Here is a 23379-nt window from a genome sequence, read left to right as displayed (position 1 = left end):
GGTTTGGCGAGATATCGGTGTTTGACGGATCGGCACGCACACATGATGCCCACGCCACCGAGGCCAGCACTCTGGTGCAGGTGCCGCACGAACGGCTGCAGGCCTGGCTGCAGGCCCACCCCGGGCACTGGCATGCGCTGGCGCTGCTGCTCACCGACAAGCTGCGCACGGCCTTCGTGGCCATTGAAGAGCTGGCACTTCTGCCCGCGCCGCAGCGCCTGGCGCGCCGCCTGGTGATGATGGCCGAGGGCTATGGCCAATGGAACGCCGAGGGCCAATCGCGCCGCGTGATAGAAATCTCGCAGGAGCAGCTGTCGCTGATGCTGGCCATCTCGCGCCAGACCACCAACCAGATCCTGAAAGACCTGGAGGCGCGCCACCTGGTGCGCGTGCAGCGCGGCGAGGTAGAAATCCTGGACCTGGTGGCTCTGCGCGCAGCTTGCCACTGAAAACACTACAAAAATAATAGCTGCATTCTATTTACAGATGCGCGGAAGCAGCACTTTTCGATCAAATACTAAGCACACATTCCATTTCCGGGCACAATCACGGCCATGCAACTGAACTACATCGCCAACGCCTCGGTGCCGTCCGCTTCGGGCCGCACGATCCCCGTGATCGACCCGTCGGACGGCCAGCCCTTCGACGAGATCCAGCGCAGCAACGCCGACGACATCGACGCGGCGGTGCATGCAGCCCGCCAGTGCTACAACGCGGTGTGGCAGAAGCTGGCCCCGGTGGAGCGCGGCCGCCTACTGCAAAAGCTCTCGGCCAAGATCCTGGAGCACGCCGATGAGCTGACGGCGCTGGAGCAGCGCGACTGCGGCAAGCCCACCAAGCAGGCGCGGGCCGATGCGATTGCGCTGGCGCGCTACTTCGAGTTCTATGCCGGTGCGTGCGACAAGTTCCACGGCGAGACCATCCCCTACCCCGACGGCTACAGCGTGCTGACCTGGCGCGAGCCCCATGGCGTCACAGGCCATGTGATCCCCTGGAACTACCCCATGCAGATCTTTGGCCGCAGCGTGGGCGGCGCGCTGGCGGCGGGCAATGTGTGCGTGGTCAAACCCGCGGAAGACGCCTGCCTGTCGCTGATCCGCGTGGCACAGCTGGCAGCCGAGGTGGGCTTTCCGTCTGGCGCGCTCAACATCGTCACCGGCTACGGCCACGAGGTGGGCGACGCGCTGGCGCGCCACCCCGGCATTGACCACATCAGCTTCACCGGCAGCCCCAAGATCGGCACGCTGATCCAGCAGGTGGCCGCCGAGCGCCACTGCCCCGTGACGCTGGAGCTGGGCGGCAAAAGCCCTCAGATCATCTTTGCGGATGCCGACCTGGACGCCGCCATTCCCGTGGTCATCAACGCCATCGTGCAGAACGCCGGGCAGACCTGCTCGGCGGGTTCGCGCGTGCTGATCGACTCGCTGATTTATGAGCCGCTGCTGGAGCGCCTGGGCAAGGCGTTTGAAAAGCTGCGCGTCGGTCCCGCCGCGATGGACCTGGATGTGGGTCCGCTGATCCGCCAGACGCAGCAGCAGCGCGTGTGGGACTTCCTCTCGGACGCACAGGTCGCAGGCATCCCCATGGTGGCCCAGGGCGTGGTGGTGGACGAAGCCCCCGAGACCGGCTTCTACCAGGCCCCCACGCTGCTGCGCGATGTACCGGTGCAGCACCGGCTGGCGCAGGAGGAAGTCTTCGGTCCCGTGCTGTCGGCCATGGCCTTCCAGGACGAAGACCACGCGGTGGAGCTGGCCAACGCCACGCAGTTCGGCCTGGTCGCTGGCATCTGGACGCGCGACGGCGCGCGCCAGTTCCGCATGGCCAAGCGTGTGCACAGCGGGCAGGTGTTCATCAACAACTACGGCGCTGCAGGCGGCGTGGAGCTGCCGTTTGGCGGCGTCAAGTCCAGCGGCTACGGGCGTGAGAAAGGCTTTGAGGCACTGTACGGCTTCACCACCTTGAAGACGGTCGCCATCAAGTACGGTTAATCGCGCTTCAGTGGTGTCACGCCTGCGCACGACGGCGCGGCCGTGCACCGCTAATCTCTGATTCCTCTGTACGACGATTTTTCTTTTGCCATGCCCCTGAGCCCCCCCGCACCCCGCACCCTCAAGCATGTCCGCCGGGTGAACTACCAGGGCTTTGAACGCGACGATGGCCTGTGGGACATCGAAGGCGAGCTGCACGACAGCAAGGCCTATGACGCGACCTCTTTTCGCGACCCCAGCAAGCAGCGCCTGGCGGGCGAGGCCATCCACCACATGTGGCTGCGCGTGACCGTGAACCGCCAGTTGGTGGTGCAGGCCGTTGACGTAGCCATGGATGCCCACCCGCTCAAGGGCTGCACCGAGGCGCAGGCGGCGCTGCAGCAGATGGTGGGCTGCAGCATGGCGCGCGGCTGGCGCCAGGCCATCCAGAAGCACCTGGGCGGCGTGGCCAGTTGCACGCACCTGCGTGAACTGCTGTTCAACCTGGCCACCGCCGCCTTCCAGTCGGTGCCTGCCGTGTTTTCGTCCAGCAACCCCGACGAGCCACCGCGCCACCTGGGCCAGTGCACGGGCTGGGACTTCAACGGCAGCGGCGTGAAGGAATACTTTCCGCAGTTTTATGGTCGCGTGCCTGCGCCGCCCCTGGCCGCCAGCCCCGCTCCAGTCCCTGAAATTTCAACCAAATCAGCCCCTTCCGCCTGATAGGCAAGCCTCAGCAGCTATCTTTTTTGAGTATCCCAAGGAGACCTTTTCCATGCGCGTGTTAAACAAATCCATCATCGTCACCGGCGCCGGCAACGGCATTGGCGAAGGCATCGCCAAACGCCTGGCCGCTGAAGGTGGCAAGGTCATCGTGAACGACATCAACGAAGCGGGTGGTCAGCGCGTGGTGGCCGAGATCACAGCAGCAGGCGGCACCGCCGCCTTCTTCAAGGCCGACGTGACGAACTCCGCCCAGGTCAAGGCCATGGTCGATGAGTCCGTGCGCCTGTACGGCCGCCTGGACGTGGTGGTGAACAACGCAGGCTGGACGCACCGCAACCGCCCCATGCTCGAAGTGAGCGAGGAGGAGTTCGACAAGGTCTATGCCATCAACATGAAGAGCATCTACCTGAGTGCCATCCACGCCGTGCCCGCGCTGCGCCAGGCCGGGGGCGGCAGCATCATCAACATCGCGTCCACCGCCGGGCTGCGCCCGCGCCCAGGCCTGACCTGGTACAACGGCTCCAAGGGCGCCGTCATCATCACCAGCAAGTCCATGGCCGCCGAGCTGGGCCCGGACAACATCCGCGTGAACTGCATCAACCCCGTGTTCAACCCCGACACAGGCCTGGCCGCCGAGTTTGCAGGCGGCCCGGTGGACGAGGCACGCCGCGCCAAGTTCCTGGCCACCATTCCGCTGGGCCGCTTCTCCACTGCGCTCGACGTGGCCAACGCCGCGCTGTACCTGGCCAGCGACGAGGCTTCGTTCATCAGCGGCGTGTGCATCGAGGTGGATGGCGGGCGCTGCGTGTGACGCACGCGCTCCCAAAAAACCGACAGCGATCAACTGTGAACCAAGGGGCATCCGCCAGTTGTCGCCGACCATGCGGCAAAATCCGTCGCTATGGCCGAACGTGTGATTCCTCTGGTGGACCAACGCATCGCCGCTCTGGCGGCACGGGTGCCCACGCACCCCGTGGCCCCCACCGGCCTGCTCACCGACACCCGGGGTCGCCCGCTGCGCGACCTGCGCATCAGCGTCACAGACCGCTGCAACTTCCGCTGCAACTACTGCATGCCCAAGGAAGTGTTCGACAAGGACTACCCCTACCTGCCCCACGGGGCACTGCTGAGCTTTGAGGAGATCACCCGGCTGGCGCGGCTGTTTCTCGCGCATGGCGTGCGCAAGATCCGCCTGACCGGCGGGGAGCCCCTGCTGCGCAAGAACCTGGAAAATCTGGTGGCGCAACTGGCCCAATTGCGCACGGTGGATGGTGTGGCACCCGATCTCACGCTGACCACCAACGGATCGCTGCTGGCCCGCAAGGCTCGCGCATTGAAGGACGCGGGCCTGAACCGCGTGACGGTAAGCCTCGATGGCCTGGACGACGCAGTCTTCCGCCGCATGAACGATGTGGACTTTCCGGTGGCTGACGTGCTGGCGGGCATTGACGCAGCGCACGCCGCCGGGCTGTCGCAGATCAAGGTCAACATGGTGGTCAAGCGTGGCACCAACGAGCATGAAATCCTGCCCATGGCCCGCCACTTTCGGGGTACGGGCACCACACTGCGCTTCATCGAATACATGGACGTGGGCGCCACCAACGGCTGGCGCATGGACGAGGTGCTGCCCTCTGCCGAACTGATCGAGCGCCTGCGCGCCGAGCTCCCCCTGGTTCAGCTGGACCCGAGCAGCCCCGGCGAAACCGCAGAGCGCTGGGGATATGCCAACGCGGCAGGCCAGCATGACCCGGCTCTGGGCGAAATCGGCGTGATCAGCAGCGTGACCCAGGCCTTCTGCCACGACTGCAACCGCGCGCGGCTGTCCACCGAGGGCAAGTTGTATCTGTGCCTCTTTGCCTCCGAAGGCTACGACCTGCGCACCCTGCTGCGCGGCGGCGCCAGCGACGAAGCCATTGCCTCGGCCATCGCACCCATCTGGCAGCAGCGCACAGACCGGTATTCGGAGCTGCGCAGCAGCCTGCCAGCGGATACGGGCCAAGGCGGACGGCGGGTGGAAATGAGCTATATCGGTGGATAACGATTGAACGAATGATTGAAACCCAAGACATCACCGGCCTGGTACTCGCCGGTGGCCGCGGCTCCCGCATGGGCGGGGTCGACAAAGGCCTGCAGAACTTTCGCGGCCTGCCGCTGGCGTTGCACACGCTGATGCGGCTGCAGATGCAGACCGGCAACGTGATGGTCAATGCCAACCGCAACCTGGCAGCCTACGAAGCCTTTGGCGCGCCCGTGTGGCCCGATGTGCTGGCCGACTACGCGGGTCCGCTGGCGGGCTTTTTGACCGGGCTGGAGCGCTGCGAAACGCAGTGGCTGCTGACGGTGCCTTGCGACACACCGCTCTTCCCGCTGGACCTGGCCCAGCGCCTGGCCGCTGCAGCCGATGCACAAGGCTCCGACATCGCCATGGCCGCCGCACCCGAGGACGATGGCCAGGGTCACATCCAGGTACGCCCCCAGCCCGTGTTCTGCCTGCTGCGCGTAGACCTGCTCGAAAGCCTGGTCGCCTTCACCCAGGCTGGTGGCCGCAAGATTGATGCCTGGACGGGCCAGCACCGCTGCGCCATCGTGCCGTTTGACCAGCCGGGCGATGATCCGCAGGCGTTCTTCAACGCCAACACCCTGGCCGAGCTGCATGCGCTGGAAAGCGCCAGCCCATTCCAGTCCTGAATGGCCCCATCATGACCGAGCGCCTGCCGCCCGCCACCGCCTTTGCTGCCGCTGCGGCCGCCGCCAACGCTGTCCACATCCGGCCCCTGGTCGCCGCCGATGCCGTGGCCTATAAGGCCCTGCGCGACGAGGCGCTGCGCACCGCACCGGATGCGTTCACGTCGGACTACGCCGCGTCGGTAGGTCGCCCGGCCAAGGAATATGCGGTGCGTTTTGGCCCGCTGGAGTCGGGCGTGTTCTTTCTGGGCGCGTTCAATGCTGCAGGCCAGTTGCTGGGCTGCGTGGGCTGCGAGCGCGAGCAGCGCGCCAAACAACGCCACTGTGCCACCGTGGTGGGCATGATGGTGGCGTCCAGCGCACAGCGCCGGGGCATTGGCCAGCAGTTAGTGGCCGCCTGCGTGCAGGCCGCGCGCAATGTGCCGGGCCTCACGCAGCTGGTGCTCACCGTCACGGCCTCCAACACCCATGTGGTGCGGCTGTACGAGAAAGCAGGCTTTAGCGCCTGGGGCCTGTTGCCACGCGCCGTGGTGGTGGACAACGTGGCCTATGACAAGCTGCACATGCTGCTTGTGCTCACCCCCGACCCTTTTCCCGCCTGCCGCTCCAAGTAAGAAGCCATTGACGAGCCGTTGACAAAACATTGACGAGCCACTCGCTGCGCGGCACACCTGACATTTGTAGTTGATCCCCATGAAGACCATTGCCCAGATCGCCGCTGAACTGCAGGGCTACGACCCCCAGGCCCTGAAAGCCGCTGACGTCAACGCCTTCCTGGACCGCCTGGTCGAGCCCGTCACCGCCACCGAAGAACTGCCCCTCTTCAACGCCCTGGGCCGCGTGCTGGCCCGTGATGTGGTGTCGCCCATCAGCGTGCCGCCACACGACAACTCGGCCATGGACGGCTATGCCTTTGCGGGTGCCCAACTGGCCAAGGGCCAGCCGCTCACGCTGCACGTGGTGGGCACGGCGCTGGCGGGCAAAGCCTGGGCGGGCAGCGTGGCAGCGGGCGAGTGCGTGAAGATCATGACCGGCGCCATCATGCCTGCGGGGCTCGATACCGTGGTGCCGCAGGAGTTCACCACCTCGACTACATCGGACGGAGCCCAGCACATCACCATCGCCGCCGATGTGCTGCAGCTGGGTGACAACCGCCGTTTCAAAGGCGAAGACCTGATGGAAGGCGGCGTGGCCCTGGCGCGTGGCGAGCTGCTCACGCCCGCCGCGCTGGGCCTGGTGGCCAGCCTGGGCCTGCCCACCGTGACGGTGGTGCGCCGGCTGCGCGTGGCGTATTTTTCGACCGGCGACGAGATCCTGAGCCTGGGCGAGCCACCCCGCGAAGGCGCGGTGTACGACAGCAACCGCTACACCGTGTTCGGCCTGCTCACACGCATGGGCGTGGAGGTGATCGACCTGGGCGTGGTGCGCGACGAGCCCGCGCTGCTCGAAGCCGCCTTCCGCCATGCGGCCCAGCAGGCCGACGCCATCATCACCAGCGGCGGCGTGAGTGTGGGCGAGGCCGACCACACCCGCACCATGATGAAGAAGCTGGGCGACGTGGCCTTCTGGCGCATCGCCATGCGCCCGGGCCGCCCCATGGCTGTGGGGCGCATTGCCAACGCTGGATTTGATGAAAAAAAGGCCTCCTCCGCGCAACCATCAAGCCCAGAAAGCTATCAAAACAATAGCAAACTACACCCCGGCGCTGGCGCCGTGCTTTTTGGCCTGCCCGGTAACCCGGTGGCAGTGATGGTGACTTTTCTGGCCTTTGTGCGCCCCGCTCTGCTGCGCATGATGGGATGCACCCGCACGGCCCCGCCGCTGCTGCGCGCCGTCAGCACCGAAGCGATGCGCAAGAAGCCTGGGCGCACGGAGTACCAGCGCGGCCTGGTCACCACAGCGCCCGACGGCACACTGCAGGTGTGCACCACGGGCAACCAGGGCTCGGGCGTGCTCAGCTCCATGGTGCAGGCCAATGGGCTCATCGTGTTGCACCATGGACAGGGCAATGTGGCTGTGGGTGACATGGTGGATGTGATGGTCTTTGACGGCGTGATCTGACTTCGCATACACCATTCGCATTGCACACCACCATGCCCTACGCAGCCCAACACCTTTCCCAACCCCCGTCGCGCGACGAATTGGACCGACTGACAGGCGCCACCGTTGTGGAATTCGGCACCCCTTGGTGCGGCCATTGCCAACGCGCCCAACCCCATATCGAACAGGCTCTGCAGGACCGTGCCGAGGTCGCGCACATCAAGGTGGAAGACGGCCCCGGCCAGCGCCTGGGGCGCACGTTCGGTGTCAAGTTGTGGCCCACGCTGGTGTTCATGAAGGACGGCAAGGAGTTCGCTCGCCTGGTGCGTCCACAGGCCGCGCAGGAAGTGCTGGATGCCGTGAAAACCATCGCAGCAGCCACCTGATCTTCTTCAAGCCGGTCGCCTGAACAAAAAAAGCCCCTGATGGGGCTTCTTTTGTGATTCAACCGGCCTGCGGCCTGAAAGCTCGCAGCGGCTATTTGGCGACGTACCCATGCCCCTGCGGCAGCGGGTGCTCAGGCTCCTCGGCCGCCACAGCCGTATTGGCCCCAGGCACTGCCTTGCGTGCGACCAGGGTGTACATGGTGGGCACCACAAAGATGGTGAGCAAGGTGCCCAGCGACATGCCGCCCACAATCACCCAGCCTATTTGCATGCGCGTCTCGGCCCCGGCGCCCTTGGCCAAGGCCAGGGGAATGGCACCTAGCACCATGGCGCCGGTGGTCATGAGGATGGGGCGCAGGCGCTGGGCCGAGGCCTTGACCAGCGCGTCCACCATCTCCATGCCCTCTTCGCGCAGCTGGTTGGTGAACTCCACGATCAGGATGCCGTGTTTGGTGATCAGCCCCACCAGGGTGATCAGACCGATCTGCGAATACACGTTGAGCGAGCCGCCGCTCCACTTGAGCGCCAGCAAGGCGCCGATCATGGACAACGGCACCGACACCATGATCACCAGCGGGTCGATGAAGCTCTCGAACTGTGCGGCCAGCACCAGGAAGATGAACACCAGCGCCAGCACAAACACCACGCCCAGCGCGCCCTGCGAGTTCTTGAATTCGCGCGAGGTGTCGTTCAGGTCGGTGGTGTAGCCGGGCTTGAGCACCTTGGCGGCTGTCTCGTTCATGAAGGTGATGGCCTGGCCCAGCGAGTAGTCGGACGACAGGTTGGCCGTGATAGTGGCCGAGCGGCGCTGGCCAAAGTGGTTCAGCTCGCGCGGGCTCACGCTCTCGCGCACGTGGACCAGGCTGGACAGCGGGATCATCGCGTCGCTCTTGCCGCGCACGTAAATGGCGTCGATGTTCTCGGGCGTGGTGCGGCCCCGGGCCTCGGTCTGCACGATCACGTCGTACTGCTCGGCATCGCGCTTGTAGCGTGTCACGGTGCGGCCGCCCAGCATAGTCTCGATGGCCTTAGCCACCACTTCCACGCTCACGCCCAGGTCGGCGGCGCGCTCCCGGTTGACCTCGATGCGCAGCTCGGGCTTGTTCAGGCGCAGGTCCACGTCAGGGCCGACGATGCCGGGGTTTTGCGCAATCTCGGCCATGAAGGCGGCCACCACCTTGCTCAGGTTCTCGTAGCTGTCCGAGGTCTGGATCACGTAGGTCAGTGGCCGCGAGCGAAAGCCCTGGCCGAGCGACGGCGGCGTGATCAGGAAGGCGTTCACGCCGGGCAGGCCAGCCACCTTGGGCTGCAGTTCCTTGGCCAGTTCGAGCGTCGTACGGTCGCGCTTTTCCCAGTCCACGGTGCGGTAGATCACGCTGCCCTGCGCCACCGTGGGGTTGCCGATGTTCGCAAACACGCGGTCAAACTCAGTGTAGGTGGTGCCGATCTTTTCCAGCTCGAGTGCGTAGCGGTTGGTGTACTCCAGCGTGGCGCCATCGGGGGCAGTCACGCTGGCCAGGATGGTGCCCCGGTCCTCCAGCGGCGACAGCTCCTGACGCATGGTGGGGAACACCAGCGCCAGCGCCAGCCCGCTCAAGGCCATGACACCGACCACAATCCAGCGGGCCTGGAAGATGGCGCCACGCACGCCACCGCCCTTCGCCGCGCCCTGGCCGCCGCCCCAACGCGCCGTGACGATCCAGCGCAGCAGGCGGCCATAGGCGTCCGACAGCGCGGTGAGCCAGCGCTCCATGGAGCGGTCAAACCAGTTGGGGTTGGGGTTGTGCTTGAGCAGCAGCGAACACATCATGGGTGACAGCGTCAGCGCCACAAAACCCGACACCACCACGGCCCCGGCAAGCGCCAGCGCAAACTCCACGAAAAGGCGCCCCGTGCGCCCTGGCGTGAACGCCAGCGGTGCATACACCGCCACCAGCGTGAGCGTCATGGCCACGATGGCAAAGCCGATCTCGCGTGCGCCCTTGATGGCAGCAGAAAAGGGGTCGAGCCCCTCTTCGATGTGGCGGTAGATGTTCTCCAGCATCACGATGGCGTCGTCCACCACCAGACCAATGGCCAGCACCAGCGCCAGCAGCGTGAGGGTGTTGATCGAGAACCCCGCCAGCGACATCAGCGCAAAGCTGCCCACCAGGCTCACCGGGATGGTGACGATGGGGATGATGGACGCACGGAACGTGCGCAGGAACACAAAGATCACCAGGGCCACCAGTACCACGGCCTCAATGATGGTGGAGTAGACGCTCTTGATGGAGCGGTCGATGAACAAGGAGTTGTCGTTGGCAATGTCGATGCCGATGTCTGCAGGCAGGTCCGCCTTGAGCGAAGGGATCATGGCGCGCACGCCCTTGGCCAGCTCCAGCGGGTTGGCCGTGGCCTGGCGGATCACGCCCACCGAGATCGCATCGCGGCCGTTGAGGCGCACGCGGCTGCGGTCGCTGGCAGCGCCTTCTTCGACCCGAGCCACATCCCGCACACGCACCGAGAACCCATTGACCGTGCGGATCACGATGTTTGAAAACTGTGAGGGAGTTTTCAGGTCTGTCTGGGAGGTGACGCTGAACTCGCGCTGCTGGGACTCGATGCGGCCTGCGGGCAGCTCCAGGTTGTTGCGACGGATGGCATCTTCCACATCCTGCGTGGTCAGGCGGTAGCCTGCCATGCGCTCAGGGTCCAGCCACACGCGCATGGCGTATTTGCGCTCACCGTAGATGGGCACATCGGCCACGCCCGTCACGGTTTGCAGGCGCGGTTTGACAATGCGGTTGACCAGGTCGTTGATCTCCAGCGGGCTGCGCGTCTCGCTGCTGAAAGCCAGCCACAGCACTGGCGAAGCATCGGCTTCGACCTTAGCGATGACGGGCTCGTCCACTGCAGTGGGCAAGCGATTGCGCACGCGGGCCGTGCGGTCACGCACCTCGGCTGCAGCATTGTCGGCGTCCTTCTCCAGCCGAAAGCGCACACTGATCTGGCTTTGCTCGGCCCGGCTGATGGAGGTGATGACGTCCACCGCATCGATGCCGGCAATGGAGTCTTCAAGCGGCTTTGTGACCTGCGATTCGATCACCTCGGCCGACGCACCTGCATAGCGCACGCTGACAGTGACCACAGGTTCATCGATCTTGGGGTATTCGCGCACCGACAGGCGCGTAAAACTCACCGCACCGATCAGCAGCACCAGCAGCGACAGCACGGTGGCAAAGACCGGTCGGCGGATCGAGATTTCAGCGATTTGCATGGCAGTCCAGGGGCGTCAAAAAGGAGCGATGAACGGCCCGTCAGACGGGGGAACGGTTGCCTGTCGGCGTTGACCCGCTGGAGGTTCCTGCCAACTGGCAGGGGTTGGGGCCTGGCAGCGGCTCTGGCGGCTTCATGCCCACTGAGCTGGCACCCGCACCGGGCACTGCAGCGGCGACCGCGGGTGCTGCGGTGGTCGATGGTGGCGAGGACGGTGTGACTGCGTCGCCCCCCTTGCTGGCAATGGCCGCTGGCGTCCCCCCAGTACCCGGCGCAGGCGCGTCCGCCAGCAGCGCGGGCTTGCTGCTGCCCGCAGCACCCGAAGCGGCGCGCGCCGGGCCCGCCGCGGCACCATTGCCTGGTCTACCCAACTCCACCACACGCACCTCAGTGCCGTCCTTGCGAATGCGTTGCTGGCCCGCCGTGACCACCAGGTCCCCGGCATTCAGGCCATCCACCACCTCCACCCAACCGGGGGAACGCACACCCAGCTTGACCGGTGTACGACGGGTGACCTTGCTTCCAGGCTCCTTGCCTTCCACGATCCTGAGCACATAGGCGCTGTTGCCGTCTGGCACGATGGCCTCCTCAGGCACTACGCGGGCATCGCTGCGCTCAGCGAACACCGCCGTCACCCGCGCGAACATGCCGGGCCGCAGTTGCAGACGGCGGTTGTCAATGCAACCTCGTACCGCAATGGCCCGTCCATCCGCATCGATCTGTGGACTGATGGCCTGCACCACGGCGGCATACCGTACACCCGGGAGCGCATCAAACGCCACCTGTGCGGTCTGCCCAGGGCGCACCTTGCTCTGCAGTCGTTCGGGCAGACGGAAGTCCACATACACAGCATCCAGGTCTTCGATATTGACAATATCGGCACCGTCCTTGAGGTAGTCGCCCACGTTCACGCCGCGAATCCCGGCAATGCCGTCAAAGGGCGCAACGATCTTCAGGCGCTGGGCCGTGGCCTGGGCTAGCGCCAGCTTGGCCTGCGCTACCTCCAGGTTGGCGGCGCTCTCGTCCACCGAGCGCTGACTGATGAAACCTTGGGCCACCAGCTCCTGGTTGCGCTTGTGGTTGGCCTGGGCAATGGATAGCTCGGCCTGGCTTTGCTGAATCTGCGCACGGGGTAACTGGTCATCGAATTGCACCAGCACCTGCCCGCGCCGCACACGCTGGCCGTCGCGGAAGTTGAGCTGCGTGATACGCCCGCCCACCTCAGGCCGCAGCATCACGCTCTGGCGCGACCGCAGGCTGCCCACCGCCTCGGCATCGTCGCGCAGCGCCATCTGCCGCACGGTCACTGCCTCCACCGCGACAGGGCGGCCAGCGCCAGCATTGGCACCACCATTTGCCGATGCACCCACACCCGGACCCGGTGGGGTCACCTCGGTACGCTGCAGCTGGGCAGGTTTCTGGAGCCACCAGGCAGCTCCCGATGCGGCAGCGATGCCGATAACAGCGATAACGATGTATTTGTTATTGGACGCCATGGGTTCAGTCAAGCCAGTGATGTGGGAAGCGCAATCGAACAATGTATCAGTGCGTGTCTTGAGCTGCAGCAAGTTAGCGCTCTACCCCACGGGCCTTCGAAGCTGATTTACGCATGCTTTACATTGCGAGGGCACAGAAAAAGCCTCTGAGGAGGCTTGCATGCGACGAACGCACTGCGTCGGTGCACTGGGGCAGGGGTCACCGACGGCCCAGGGCCTGGTCCACGCCCCGGTTGGCCAGCGCATCGGCGCGCTCGTTGCCCGGGTCGCCCGAATGCCCCTTCACCCAACGCCACTCGATGCGGTGGCCGCCGGTGCTCACCAAGGCATCCAGCCGCTGCCACAGCTCGACATTCTTGACCGGCTGTTTGGACGCCGTGCGCCAGCCCTTGGCCTTCCAGCCGTGGATCCACTCGGTGATGCCCTTGCGTACATATTCACTGTCCAGGAACAGCGTCACCGCGCAGGGGCGCTTGAGAGCCGACAGCGCCTCGATCACGGCCAGCAGCTCCATGCGGTTGTTGGTGGTGCCCAGCTCGCCGCCGAACAGCTCCTTCTCCACCTGCCCGGCGCGCAGCAGCACGCCCCATCCGCCGGGGCCCGGGTTGCCCTTGCAGGCGCCATCTGTGTAAATCTCTACCTGGTTCAAACTGTGTTCCTACTTGGGTGATTGATTCCTGACCGCCACGGCCCGGGCATCGGGCCGAGGGCGGTCGGTGGGATTGCTGTCTATACCTGCTCGCTCCGCAATGGGGACGCATGGGCCGTGGGCACCCGGCCGCCCGCCCGGTTGGCCACAGGCACCGTGGCGGCAGATCGCTGGCGCTGGTTGCGCCAGGCGGGCTCCAGCAGGCGCATGCCATGTACCCGCTTGACCGCCACCAGGAAATAGGCCGCGCCCAGGATGGGCCACCACCGCTCCCCCATGGGGTCCATCCAGCCAAAACGCTCCAGCCACTGGGTGCTGCGCACCGCTGGACGATAACAGCCAAAACGGGCCGATTCGACCTCAAAGCTCAAAAGCCTGAGCCAGTCCCGCAAGCGCCGGTAGCCAATGAACTCGCCCACATCGGGCAAATACAGGCTGCCCCGCCCCAAGCGCTGGTATAGCCGCGCCCGCCGCTGGCGCAGGCCCCACAGGCTGGTGGGGTTGAGCCCGCTGATGACCACGCGCCCCTCGGGCATCAGTACCCGCTCCACTTCGCGCAGCGTGGCATGGGGGTCGATGCTCAGCTCCAGGGTGTGGGGCAACACGATGAGGTCCAGGCTCGCATCGGCAAACGGCAGGGCCACGGACTCAGCGAGCAGGTCCACGGTGTGGCGCCACAAAGGCGATGCGCCCCCATCAACCGCTTGCGCATCGGCCATGGGCCCCGGCACCCCCTCCTGCCCCAGCGCCAGCCACTGGTAGGGCATGCGGTTGGCACGCAGTCCGTCCAGCAGTGGCATGCCCAGCTGCAGGCTGTGATAGCCAAAAATGTCCGCCACGGCCTCGTCAAAGCGAGCCTGCTCCCACGCCAGCAGATACCGGCCCGGCGGGGAATCGAACCAGTGGTGCAAACCTATAATTTGATCGCTCATGAACTTGCTGCCGCTACCCGCCTTTTCCGACAACTACATCTGGATGCTGCACGATGGCCGCCAGGCGATCGTTGTGGACCCGGGCGACGCAGCACCCGTTGTGCAAGCCCTGGACACACTAGGCCTGGGCTTGCAGGCCATTCTAGTCACGCACCACCATGCCGATCATGTCGGCGGCGTGGATACCTTGCGCGAGGCTACTGGAGCCCGGGTCTACGGCCCCGCGCGCGAGCGAATTCCCGAGCCGTTGGTACGTCTGGCGCACGGCGATGTGGTGGAAGGGGCCGATGTGCTGGGCCTGCGCTTCACGGTGATCGACGTGCCCGGCCACACTGCGGGCCACATCGCCTACCACTGTGAGGCCATGGACGGCGCACCGCTGCTGTTCTGCGGCGACACCCTGTTCTCGGGCGGCTGTGGCCGCCTGTTCGAGGGCACACCCGCGCAGATGCTGGACTCGCTGGACCAGCTGGCCGCCCTACCCGGCAACACCCGCGTGTGCTGCACCCACGAGTACACCCTTTCCAACCTGAAATTTGCGCGGGCCGTGGAACCTGGCAACACCGCCCTGCTCCACTACAGCATCCAATGCGAGGCCCTGCGGGCCCAGCATCGGCCCACGCTGCCATCCCGCATGGACCTGGAGCGGGACATCAACCCTTTCCTTCGCGTCAGGCAACCCACGGTGGCCCAGGCCGCCCGGGCCCACGATGCGCAGGTGCCTGATAACGACGCCGTGGCGGTGCTGGCCGCCCTGCGCCAATGGAAGAACGAATTCCGATGAAAATTCTGCACATCGCCTGCTTGGTCGGCCTGCTCTGGCTCACCGGCTGCGCAACCACCGGGGCCCCATCGCCCGACCAGGCTGACACGGACAACAAAACACTCCCCAGCACGGCACGCTCCTCCCCCCATACACCCCTGATCCCCAACGGGCCGCTCAAGCCCATCACGGCCGCCCGGGCGAGCAGTGGCGAAGTGGCCTCGCTGTCGGCTCCGGCCGACCTGTGGGACCGCATCCGGCGCGGCTTTGCCATGCCCGACCTGCAGCACGAGCTGGTGCAGGACCGCGAGCAGTGGTACGCCAACCGACCCGACTACATGCAGCGCATGACCGAGCGCTCCAGCAAGTACCTGTTCCACATTGTTGAAGAGCTGGAGCGGCGCGGCATGCCCACCGAGCTGGCCCTGCTGCCCTACATCGAGAGCGCATTCAACCCCCAGGCTGTGTCCAGCGCCAAGGCGGCGGGCATGTGGCAGTTCATGCCTGCCACGGGCAACTATTTCGACCTCAAGCAAAACGCTTTCCGCGATGACCGCCGCGATGTGCTCGCATCCACGCGCGCAGCGCTCGACTACCTGCAAAAGCTCTATGGCATGTTTGGCGACTGGCACCTGGCCCTGGCCGCCTACAACTGGGGCGAGGGCAGCGTGGGCCGGGCCATCGCGCGCAACCAGAAGCAGGGCCTGGGCACCAGCTACACCGACCTCAACATGCCGGCCGAAACCCGCATGTATGTGCCCAAGCTGCAGGCCGTGAAGAACATCGTGGCCAACCCCGATGCCTTCCGCACCGAGCTGCCGCTCATCGAGAACCACCCGTACTTCCAGACGGTGGATATCACGCACGACATCGACGTGGCCCTGGTGGCCCAGCTCGCAGGCATCCGCGAGGAAGACTTCCGCGCGCTGAATCCCTCCTACAAGCGCCCGGTGATCCTGGCCGCAGGCACGCCCCAGATCCTGCTGCCCTGGGACAACGCCAAGGTCTTCCAGCGCAACCTGGAGGCCCGCCGCGAGGGCCAATACGCCAGCTGGACCGTGTGGTCCGTGCCCACCACCATGAGTGTGGCCGATGCCGCACAGCGTGCAGGCATGAGCGAGGCAGACCTGCGCAGCATGAACAACATCCCGCCGCGCATGCTGATCAAGGCGGGATCGGCCCTGATGGTGCCGCGCGCCAACTCCACAAGGCAGGATGTGTCCTCCCACCTCGCTGACAACGGACAAGTGGCCCTGACGCCCGAGATCGTCACCCGACGCACCACAGTGCGCGCTGGCAAGGGCGAAACCGTGGCCAGCATTGCGCGGCGCTACAAACTCACCGCCGCCAACGTGGCCGACTGGAACGACGTGCGCGCCAACGCCGCGTTCAAGGTGGGGCAGCAGGTGGTGGTGTACCTGCCGGTGCGGCAGGCACAGGCCAACACCCGGGCAAACACCAGCAAAAGTGCTGCAAACGCCCCTGCCCGCAAGGGCGGCACGCCCTCCAAGGTCAAGCGCCGCTGATACCCTGAGCGGCCCTGAACGGCACGGGCCGCCGCCCCTTGGTGGAAGAAGATCAGAACCGAAGCGTGTGCATCCCCAGCAGCCCCAGGATGCCCATGATGATGAGGTACAGCGCCACGATGGTGCTGAGCAGGCGCGGCATCACCAGGATGAGAATTCCTGCAATCAGGGAAACAAGCGGGCCGATGCTGAGGCTCAGCGACATGGGTCAGTCCTTGGAGAAGTCAATGAATGAACGGGTGAGGCGCCAAAGCGCCAAAGGGCCAGGTGAATTGGCCCCAATTGCCTGGGGGTGTGCCTGTGATTGCTCCTTGGCAATCGCCCCCGCACTGTAGTCCAAACCAGCCCCTGTTTCGGTCGCCCCCCGGTAAAAGCACCATTCTTCAGACCGCACCATGGCGGTCCGAAGCGCAGGGCTCTGGGGTCAGACGCTGTACTTCTGGCGCGCCTTGCGCACCAGTTCGTTCGTGTAGGTGCGTGCCAGCTCCACTCTGGCTTCGGCCAGCTCGGGCTGCACGCGGCCGAGCATGCGCAGCGCCGTGGCCGGGCCGTCTTCCGGCATCAGGCCATTGGGCGAAAAGGTTTCGCGCACACGGCCAAAAGCCGCCAGGTACAACCCGCGGTCACCCATCAAGTACGCAGCAGGCACCGCCTTGACGAGGTCGGCCGGCCCAGCCGTCTGCAACCACTTGAGCGCATGGACGATGCCGTTGACCAGCGCCTGGGCCTGGGCAGGCTGCTTTTGCAAGAACGCCTGGGGTGCATACAGGCTGCCCGCAGGCAGGGTGCCGCCGCCCACCAGTTCCTGCGCGGCCTTGAGCGAACGCAGGTCGCCCACGATGCGTGTGTCGGCCTTTTGCTCCAGCAGCGTCATGATCGGATCTGCATGGCACAACGCATGCACCTGGCCCGAGCGCAGCGCATTCATCGCATTGGTGCCCGAACCCACACCCACGAACGCCACCTCCCGGGGCGACAAACCTGCACGCAACAACATCAGACTGGCCGCCAGGTGGGTGGATGAGCCGACGGACGAGACACCAATGCGCCGCCCCGCCAAGTCGTCCAAGTCCTTGTAGGCGGGCAGCGAACGCAACGACACCCCCAGGGCCAATTGGGGCGCCCGTCCCTGCAGCACCAGCGCACGATAAGACAGTCCCCGCACCTGCGCGCGCAGCACATGCTCGAAGGCCCCCGAGCAGACATCGGCCGCACCATCTTGCACGGCCTGTTGCGCGAGCGCACCCGCCGCAAAATCGCGCACCACCACCTCAAGGCCTTCCACCCGGAAATAGCCCAGCGCATCTGCCAGTGCCAGCGGCAAGTGGTAAAGCACCCCCTGCCCTCCCACCGCCACGGTGACACGCCCCAGCATGGCCCCATCGGTCTGCGCCCGCACCAGCGCTGGCGCATACACCGCAGCCGCCGTGACGGCGGACACGGTGCCAAACGCACGGCGGGTGATCAGAGACTGGGGCATGGAGTCAGGCAAAAAGACAATGCTGCATTGCAACAATCGTGCCCCAGAGGGGGGCAGACCGCATCAGGGAGATTCCCTGCGGGTTTCTACGTAAGCAAAAAATGATGTCAAAGGGCCATTGCAGGCAATGCACCCCGTGGGCACATCGGCCCCTACGGGCCCGCGCCGGGTTCAGCGGTAGCCGATGAAAAGGATCGCCACGTTGACCAGGAACCCTGCCGCCCACACGGCACTGCGGGCCGTAGGCATGTCTGCAACGTACATCATCACGTAGAAGATGCGCAGCAACACAAAAAGCAGCGCCAGCATGTCGAGCAGCGTCTGCCCGGCGCCCAGCAGGTGGGCAATGATCACGGCACCGATAAAAAACGGCAGTGCCTCAAAACTGTTGGCCTGGGCAGCGTTGGCGCGCGCCCGCCAGTCGGTCTGACGGGCCATCCAGGCGCGCGGATCGTGGTTGTCAAACCCGCCGTCCTTGCGAGATTTGCCCAAGCTGCCGCTCTTGGCCAGCCAGGCGCAGCCCATGGGCAGCAGTACGGCAATCAGCACGCACCAATAGGCAGCGGTGAACCGGGCAACATGCATGGTGGTATTCATTTTTGATACTTTTTTTGCCGCTACCGCCTATTGGACAAGCGTGAGCAGCTATTAAATTGTGAGTATTCTAGTGGGCACCCAGATGCGGCGCTGTCATCGGCGGTCAACCAGCGCATGCGCAATGGTGCCCAGATCCACGTACTCCAGCTCGCTGCCCACGGGCACCCCACGCGCGAGCCGCGTCACATGGATGCCCCGACTCTTCAGGGCCTCGCTGATCACATGGGCCGTGGCCTCGCCTTCGGCATTGAAATTGGTGGCCAGGATCACCTCCTGCACCTCGCCACTCGTGGCCCGCTCCATGAGTTTCTGAAGCCCGATTTCCTTGGGGCCCACGCCGTCCAGCGGGCTGAGGCGCCCCATGAGCACAAAGTACAGCCCCTTGAAGGCCCCCGTGCGCTCCATCGCGGACTGGTCCGCTGGTGTTTCGACCACGCACAGCCGCGTGGGATCGCGCTCCGGGTCCAGGCAGGTACTGCACACCTCGGCCTCAGTGAAGGTATGGCAGCGCGCACAGTGGTGCACCGTGCCCACAGCCTCCGAGAGCGCCTGCGACAGGGCCAGCGCCCCCTCTCGGTCATGCTGCAGCAAATGGAAAGCCATGCGCTGCGCAGACTTCACCCCCACCCCCGGCAACCGGCGCAGCGCCTGGATCAGAACGTCGAGGGAGTTGGTGGTGGACATGGACAAGCAGAAGGCGATACAGATGGCGTTGTAGGGAGCGACGGAGCTAGGCTTCGACAAGCTCAGCCCGAACGGATGTGGGGAAGAACGTGTGCGCCCTCCTCCGTCACACCCCGCCCTCAAGGGCGTAGCGAGCGCCTGTCAGGCTAGGCGGACGGAGCACAGCAACCGGAACGTACTTCCTGTACGTGAGGATTGCGAGCACCGCCCAACGACGCATGGCTGGCGCGCAGTAGCCAACCCTCAGAAAGGGAATTTCATGCCGCCGGGGAGGCCTGGCATCCCTGCCGTCAGCTTGCCCATCTTCTCCGACGAAGTCTCCTCGGCCTTGCGCACTGCCGCATTGAACGCAGCCGCCACGAGGTCCTCCAGCATGTCCTTGTCTTCCGCCAGCAGGCTGGGGTCGATGGTGATGCGCTTGACGTCGTGCTTGCAGGTCATCACCACCTTCACCAGGCCCGCGCCCGACTCACCTTCCACCTCGATGAAGGCCAGTTCGTCCTGGGCCTTCTTGAGGTTGTCCTGCATGGCCTGGGCTTGTTTCATGAGGCCAGCGAGTTGTCCTTTGTTGAACATGGTGTGGTTTCCTTTGCTTTCTTTCTGGTTGATCGATTCCCACGAAGGGACAGAGATTTGGTGTCCGAAATGCACGGTATTGTGCTGTGCAATATCAGCGTCCGTCGAAACTGGCACACGCCCATCCAGTGCACTCGTGGAGCTGGCTTTGCCAGGCCACCGAGTGCGCCCCCTTCCGCGAAGCGAGAGAGGGGGAAGGCGCCAAAAGCGACTCAGGGGAAGCGTCATCTCACGCGGGTTTGATGCTGCCTGGCACGATTCTCGCGCCGTAATCACGCATCAGCGATTGCACGAAGGGGTCGTTGTGGACGATTTCCTCGGCACGGCGCTGTCGTTCAGCGGCAGCAGCAGCGTTGCGGCGAGCGGGGCTGTCGATGACCACGCCCACCTCCACGCTGATTTGGGTGGCATGGCCTGCGGCCTCCAACGCGGCGCGCAGGCGCTCGCGCGCTGTGGGCTGGTTGAGCGACTCGCGCTCCACGCGCAGCAACCAGTGGCCACCATCGCGCGCCACCAGCTGCGACTGCAGGGCCAGCTCGCGCACCAGGGCATTGATGGCCTCGGCCGCAACCATCTGCTGCACCGTGGCATGCCACACGTCCCCCTCCTCGGTGGGCGTGTAGCGGGCCGACGCGGGCGCGAGAGCTGCATGGGGAGCGGGCTGCAAACGCTCGCCGGGCTCAGGGGCAACGCGCACGGGGATTGCTACGAATTCAGGAGCACCTTGCGCTTTCTGAGCGCGCGCAGAGGCCTGATTTTCCTCAAAACCTCGCGCTTGGCGCACTGGCAGCGCAGTGACTGCGGCATTCGCCACAGGGGCAGAAAGTACACCGGCTGCAGCGCCTGCATCGTCTTCCGACCCGGGCCAGGGCGGGGGCTCGGAAGAGGAGGCTTCGTCGGAGCCAGGCCCATCGTCACCGAGCGTCAGCGCGGCAGCCGTTGTGGAGGCAGGGGCCGCAGCGGGCGGCACGGGCACTGCCGCTGCGGGCTGCGCCACCGGGACAGTGGCGACAACGGGTGCAGCCGGGGGAACCGAAGCCGGTGCCGCAGACGCCGCCAAGGGGGCAGGTGCAGCAGCAGGTGTAGGTGCAGCGGCCGCAGAAGCCCCTGCAGACGCAGTTTCAGGCCGCGTCAGAGTTTTTTTTTCAGCCGATTCGCCAGCACCACCTGCACCGCTTGCGGGCTTGAAGGCCAGCAGGCGCAGCAGCACCATGGTCAGCGCCGCATATTCGTCGGGCGCCAGGCCCAGTTCGCCCCGCCCGTGCAGGCACAGACTGTAGAGCAGATGGGTTTCATCGGCGGGCATCTGCGCAGACAGGCGGGCGGTTTCGGCGGCCTCAGGGTCATTCGCGTCCACGGCACTCGCCATCTGTGGCACGGCCTGGAACACGGCCATGCGCTGCAGCACGGCGCTCATCTCTTCGAGGGTGGACGCGGCGGACAGACCATTCATACGGAGCGCGTCCGAGGTCTCCACCACCGTCTTGCCATCGCCCTGGGCCAGCGCTTCGATGAGGCGGAACACGTAGGAGCGGTCCACCGCACCCAGCATCTGGCGCACGCCAGCCTCCTGAAGCTGGCCGCTGCCAAACGCGATGGCCTGGTCGGTCAGCGACAGCGCGTCGCGCATGGAGCCACGTGCGGCCCGCGAGAGCAGGCGCAAGGCCTGCGGCTCGGCAGGCACGTTCTCGGTTGCCAGCACCTGCGTGAGGTGCGACAGCACGGTTTCAGGCGCCATGGGGCGCAGGTTGAACTGCAGGCAGCGGCTCAGCACCGTGACCGGCACCTTCTGCGGGTCGGTCGTGGCGAGCACAAATTTGAGGTACTCGGGCGGCTCTTCCAGCGTCTTGAGCATGGCGTTGAACGCCGTGTTCGTGAGCATGTGCACTTCGTCGATCATGAAGACCTTGAAGCGCCCCTGCACCGGCTTGTAGACGGCTTGCTCCAGCAAGCTCTGCACCTCGTCCACACCCCGGTTGGAGGCCGCGTCCAGCTCGGTGTAATCCACAAACCGGCCACTGTCGATGTCGGTGCAGGCCTGGCACACACCGCAGGGCGTGGCGGTGATGCCTCCGTTGCCATCCGGCCCCTGGCAGTTGAGCGATTTGGCCAGAATGCGCGACACCGTGGTCTTGCCCACGCCGCGCGTGCCCGTGAACAGGTAGGCGTGGTGCAGGCGCTGCTGCGTCAGCGCATTCGACAAGGCCTGGACCACATGCTCCTGCCCCACCATCTCGGTGAAGTTGCGGGGGCGGTACTTGCGGGCGAGCACGAGGTAAGACATGGGGGGTGATTCTAGGGCCCAACCAAGTGCCCCCGCCCTTCGATACCGGCACGCTCCCCACCAGGGACACCGCGCAAGGGCCGCCCCGCCGCGCTGGTGTCCTCCCCCTTCCCGAATTGCGCAGCAATTCGAGAGAAGGGGGAAACGGCGCAGCCGTTCAGGGGGTAGAATACGAGTTGACGGGCCTCCTCGCATGGTGAAGCGGCCAACCGGGTCAGGTGGGGAACCAAGCAGCCCTAACTGTGGAGTCAGTGCCGGGGGTAAGGCTCGTCAACTTCTTCTTTCTTTTTGCGCGGTCGCGCAAAAAGCCCCCACTCCAGTTTTTTCGTCGGGCGCCTCAGTGCGCTCTCAAGCCCCTGTGGACTGCCTCAACCAGCGCAGCGCCCCCTCGCCCGCCAAGCGGCCACTGGCCATGCTGGCGGTGAGCAGATAGCCCCCGGTGGGCGCTTCCCAGTCCAGCATTTCACCTGCGCAGAACACACCCGGCAACGCCGTGGCCATGAGGTGAGCATTCAGCGCCTCAAAGGCCACGCCACCTGCGGTGCTGATGGCTTCGTCCAGCGGGCGCGCGGCCACCACGGTGATGGGCAGGGCCTTGATCGCGTGGGCCAGGGCCACCGGGTCGTTCATACCATCCTTGCCCAGGTGCTCATACAGGATGCCCGCCTTGATGCCATCCAGGCCCAGACGGCTCTTGAGGTGACTCGACAACGACCGGGAGCCGCGCGGGTGGCGCACTTCCACCAGCACGCGCTCAGGCGCATGGTCGGGCAGCAGGTCGAGGTGGAACGTAGCGTGGCCATGGGCCTCTATCTCGTCGCGCAGCAGGTGCGATGCGGCGTAGACCAGGCTGCCCTCCACCCCCGAAGCCGTGACCACAAACTCGCCCCGTCGGCTGAAGCTGCGGCCCTGGCAGTCGGTAAAACTGAGCGCCACGGTCTTGAAGGGCTGACCCACAAAACGCTCGGCAAAATGCGGCGTCCAGCCCACGGGGGGTGCAGGCGTACGGCCCAGCAACTCCTGCAAAAAAGCGCGCCGCGTCTCGCCCGCAGGTGCGTCGGCGCGCAACACGTCAAAACCGCAGTTGGACGGACGCAGGGGCGCCACGGCCACGCCCCGCTGTGCCAGCAGCGGCACCCAGGCACCATCAGACCCCAGGCGCGCCCAACTGCCGCCACCCAGCGCCAGCACCACCGCCCGGGCGGTCACCAGCACCTCGCCCGTCGGTGCGGCAAGACGCAGAGCGCCCTCCCCGCCCCAACCCAGCCAGCGGTGGCGCATATGGAACAACACACCCAGCCCGCGCAAGCGCTGCAGCCAGGCGCGGAGCAGG

The 23379-nt window shown here is 65.6% G+C and carries 22 protein-coding genes and 1 other RNA gene; 12 read left to right on the top strand and 11 right to left on the bottom strand.

The window, feature by feature from the left end; translation table 11 throughout:
- The 9 genes from DBR12_RS06605 to DBR12_RS06565 all read left to right on the top strand — a co-directional run.
- The coding region (locus DBR12_RS06605; RefSeq protein ID WP_146185485.1) for a Crp/Fnr family transcriptional regulator at positions 1–449 on the top strand (449 nt) is incomplete at its 5' end.
- A 105-nt stretch (positions 450–554) separates the two neighbouring features.
- Positions 555–1988 (top strand): aldehyde dehydrogenase family protein, encoded by a 1434-nt coding sequence (locus DBR12_RS06600; RefSeq protein ID WP_108616533.1) that lies wholly within the window; start codon positions 555–557, stop codon positions 1986–1988.
- A gap of 90 nt (positions 1989–2078) precedes the next feature.
- Positions 2079–2690: a DUF2889 domain-containing protein gene (locus DBR12_RS06595; RefSeq protein ID WP_108616532.1), complete on the top strand. Its 612-nt coding sequence runs from the start codon at positions 2079–2081 to the stop codon at positions 2688–2690.
- Positions 2691–2742: 52 nt separating this feature from the next.
- The gene (locus tag DBR12_RS06590; protein WP_108616531.1) at positions 2743–3504 is read left to right on the top strand and encodes an SDR family oxidoreductase; all 762 of its coding nucleotides are present in this window, start codon (positions 2743–2745) and stop codon (positions 3502–3504) included.
- Positions 3505–3594: 90 nt separating this feature from the next.
- The gene (gene moaA, locus DBR12_RS06585) at positions 3595–4731 is read left to right on the top strand and encodes a GTP 3',8-cyclase MoaA (RefSeq protein WP_108616530.1); all 1137 of its coding nucleotides are present in this window, start codon (positions 3595–3597) and stop codon (positions 4729–4731) included.
- An 11-nt stretch (positions 4732–4742) separates the two neighbouring features.
- Entirely contained in the window at positions 4743–5381 is a 639-nt protein-coding gene (gene mobA / locus DBR12_RS06580; RefSeq protein ID WP_108616529.1) for a molybdenum cofactor guanylyltransferase MobA, read from the top strand.
- An 11-nt stretch (positions 5382–5392) separates the two neighbouring features.
- Positions 5393–5992, top strand: a complete 600-nt coding sequence (locus tag DBR12_RS06575) for a GNAT family N-acetyltransferase (RefSeq protein ID WP_108616528.1) — start codon at positions 5393–5395, stop codon at positions 5990–5992.
- Between the two features lie 79 nt (positions 5993–6071).
- The gene (gene glp, locus DBR12_RS06570; RefSeq protein WP_108616527.1) at positions 6072–7439 is read left to right on the top strand and encodes a gephyrin-like molybdotransferase Glp; all 1368 of its coding nucleotides are present in this window, start codon (positions 6072–6074) and stop codon (positions 7437–7439) included.
- A gap of 32 nt (positions 7440–7471) precedes the next feature.
- Complete coding sequence (locus DBR12_RS06565; RefSeq protein ID WP_108616535.1) at positions 7472–7804, top strand: thioredoxin family protein; 333 nt, start codon at positions 7472–7474, stop codon at positions 7802–7804.
- Between the two features lie 91 nt (positions 7805–7895).
- Here DBR12_RS06565 and DBR12_RS06560 read toward each other — a convergent pair whose 3' ends face one another.
- The 4 genes from DBR12_RS06560 to DBR12_RS06545 form a co-directional block, all read right to left on the bottom strand.
- A complete protein-coding gene (locus DBR12_RS06560; RefSeq protein ID WP_108616526.1) occupies positions 7896–11060 on the bottom strand; it encodes an efflux RND transporter permease subunit in 3165 nt (1054 codons plus the stop codon).
- Between the two features lie 40 nt (positions 11061–11100).
- Positions 11101–12555, bottom strand: coding sequence for an efflux RND transporter periplasmic adaptor subunit (locus tag DBR12_RS06555; protein ID WP_108616525.1), 1455 nt, complete (start codon positions 12553–12555; stop codon positions 11101–11103).
- A 199-nt stretch (positions 12556–12754) separates the two neighbouring features.
- The gene (gene rnhA / locus DBR12_RS06550; RefSeq protein WP_108616524.1) at positions 12755–13204 is read right to left on the bottom strand and encodes a ribonuclease HI; all 450 of its coding nucleotides are present in this window, start codon (positions 13202–13204) and stop codon (positions 12755–12757) included.
- 80 nt (positions 13205–13284) lie between these two features.
- Positions 13285–14136, bottom strand: a complete 852-nt coding sequence (locus DBR12_RS06545; RefSeq protein ID WP_108616523.1) for a class I SAM-dependent methyltransferase — start codon at positions 14134–14136, stop codon at positions 13285–13287.
- On the opposite strand from DBR12_RS06545, the gene gloB reads away from it, so the two are divergent.
- A complete protein-coding gene (gloB, locus tag DBR12_RS06540; protein WP_108616522.1) occupies positions 14135–14920 on the top strand; it encodes a hydroxyacylglutathione hydrolase in 786 nt (261 codons plus the stop codon). The two genes, DBR12_RS06545 and gloB, sit on opposite strands and share 2 nt — an antisense overlap.
- A complete protein-coding gene (locus DBR12_RS06535) occupies positions 14917–16425 on the top strand; it encodes a transglycosylase SLT domain-containing protein (protein WP_108616521.1) in 1509 nt (502 codons plus the stop codon). Before gloB ends, DBR12_RS06535 begins: the two co-directional genes overlap by 4 nt.
- A gap of 52 nt (positions 16426–16477) precedes the next feature.
- Here the strand turns inward: DBR12_RS06535 and DBR12_RS06530 are convergent, their stop codons facing one another.
- From DBR12_RS06530 to dnaX, 6 genes are all read right to left on the bottom strand, one after another.
- On the bottom strand, positions 16478–16630 hold the full coding sequence (locus tag DBR12_RS06530) for a DUF3096 domain-containing protein (protein WP_015013605.1): 153 nt from the start codon (positions 16628–16630) through the stop codon (positions 16478–16480).
- Between the two features lie 219 nt (positions 16631–16849).
- Positions 16850–17905, bottom strand: coding sequence for an ABC transporter substrate-binding protein (locus tag DBR12_RS06525; protein ID WP_108616520.1), 1056 nt, complete (start codon positions 17903–17905; stop codon positions 16850–16852).
- A gap of 171 nt (positions 17906–18076) precedes the next feature.
- A complete protein-coding gene (locus DBR12_RS06520; protein ID WP_108616519.1) occupies positions 18077–18502 on the bottom strand; it encodes an MAPEG family protein in 426 nt (141 codons plus the stop codon).
- A 93-nt stretch (positions 18503–18595) separates the two neighbouring features.
- Positions 18596–19186, bottom strand: coding sequence for a recombination mediator RecR (gene recR, locus DBR12_RS06515; protein ID WP_108616518.1), 591 nt, complete (start codon positions 19184–19186; stop codon positions 18596–18598).
- A gap of 243 nt (positions 19187–19429) precedes the next feature.
- A complete protein-coding gene (locus tag DBR12_RS06510; RefSeq protein ID WP_108616534.1) occupies positions 19430–19762 on the bottom strand; it encodes a YbaB/EbfC family nucleoid-associated protein in 333 nt (110 codons plus the stop codon).
- A 229-nt stretch (positions 19763–19991) separates the two neighbouring features.
- On the bottom strand, positions 19992–22046 hold the full coding sequence (dnaX, locus tag DBR12_RS06505; protein ID WP_108616517.1) for a DNA polymerase III subunit gamma/tau: 2055 nt from the start codon (positions 22044–22046) through the stop codon (positions 19992–19994).
- A 178-nt stretch (positions 22047–22224) separates the two neighbouring features.
- Here dnaX and ffs point away from each other — a divergent pair.
- Positions 22225–22321: signal recognition particle sRNA small type (ffs, locus tag DBR12_RS06500), an RNA gene on the top strand.
- A 73-nt stretch (positions 22322–22394) separates the two neighbouring features.
- Here the strand turns inward: ffs and DBR12_RS06495 are convergent.
- Positions 22395–23379, bottom strand: a 985-nt coding sequence (locus DBR12_RS06495) for a TIGR03862 family flavoprotein (RefSeq protein WP_108616516.1), incomplete at its 5' end; no start/stop codon positions are given.

Source organism: Acidovorax sp. HMWF029 (genome assembly GCF_003060895.1).
GTDB lineage: Bacteria > Pseudomonadota > Gammaproteobacteria > Burkholderiales > Burkholderiaceae_C > Acidovorax.
This window is presented reverse-complemented; position numbering and strand designations above follow the sequence as displayed.

Excerpts from the sequence above, each read along its gene's own strand:
- DBR12_RS06575 (WP_108616528.1), top strand. The coding sequence starts at position 5,393 with ATGACCGAGCGCCTGCCGCCCGCCACCGCCTTTGCTGCCGCTGCGGCC.
- glp (WP_108616527.1), top strand. The coding sequence starts at position 6,072 with ATGAAGACCATTGCCCAGATCGCCGCTGAACTGCAGGGCTACGACCCC.
- gloB (WP_108616522.1), top strand. The coding sequence starts at position 14,135 with ATGAACTTGCTGCCGCTACCCGCCTTTTCCGACAACTACATCTGGATG.
- DBR12_RS06525 (WP_108616520.1), bottom strand. The coding sequence starts at position 17,905 with ATGCCCCAGTCTCTGATCACCCGCCGTGCGTTTGGCACCGTGTCCGCC.
- DBR12_RS06510 (WP_108616534.1), bottom strand. The coding sequence starts at position 19,762 with ATGTTCAACAAAGGACAACTCGCTGGCCTCATGAAACAAGCCCAGGCC.
- DBR12_RS06600 (WP_108616533.1), top strand. The coding sequence starts at position 555 with ATGCAACTGAACTACATCGCCAACGCCTCGGTGCCGTCCGCTTCGGGC.
- DBR12_RS06565 (WP_108616535.1), top strand. The coding sequence starts at position 7,472 with ATGCCCTACGCAGCCCAACACCTTTCCCAACCCCCGTCGCGCGACGAA.
- DBR12_RS06595 (WP_108616532.1), top strand. The coding sequence starts at position 2,079 with ATGCCCCTGAGCCCCCCCGCACCCCGCACCCTCAAGCATGTCCGCCGG.
- DBR12_RS06535 (WP_108616521.1), top strand. The coding sequence starts at position 14,917 with ATGAAAATTCTGCACATCGCCTGCTTGGTCGGCCTGCTCTGGCTCACC.
- moaA (WP_108616530.1), top strand. The coding sequence starts at position 3,595 with ATGGCCGAACGTGTGATTCCTCTGGTGGACCAACGCATCGCCGCTCTG.
- recR (WP_108616518.1), bottom strand. The coding sequence starts at position 19,186 with ATGTCCACCACCAACTCCCTCGACGTTCTGATCCAGGCGCTGCGCCGG.
- DBR12_RS06545 (WP_108616523.1), bottom strand. The coding sequence starts at position 14,136 with ATGAGCGATCAAATTATAGGTTTGCACCACTGGTTCGATTCCCCGCCG.
- DBR12_RS06560 (WP_108616526.1), bottom strand. The coding sequence starts at position 11,060 with ATGCAAATCGCTGAAATCTCGATCCGCCGACCGGTCTTTGCCACCGTG.
- DBR12_RS06590 (WP_108616531.1), top strand. The coding sequence starts at position 2,743 with ATGCGCGTGTTAAACAAATCCATCATCGTCACCGGCGCCGGCAACGGC.
- mobA (WP_108616529.1), top strand. The coding sequence starts at position 4,743 with ATGATTGAAACCCAAGACATCACCGGCCTGGTACTCGCCGGTGGCCGC.
- DBR12_RS06530 (WP_015013605.1), bottom strand. The coding sequence starts at position 16,630 with ATGTCGCTGAGCCTCAGCATCGGCCCGCTTGTTTCCCTGATTGCAGGA.
- DBR12_RS06520 (WP_108616519.1), bottom strand. The coding sequence starts at position 18,502 with ATGAATACCACCATGCATGTTGCCCGGTTCACCGCTGCCTATTGGTGC.
- DBR12_RS06555 (WP_108616525.1), bottom strand. The coding sequence starts at position 12,555 with ATGGCGTCCAATAACAAATACATCGTTATCGCTGTTATCGGCATCGCT.
- dnaX (WP_108616517.1), bottom strand. The coding sequence starts at position 22,046 with ATGTCTTACCTCGTGCTCGCCCGCAAGTACCGCCCCCGCAACTTCACC.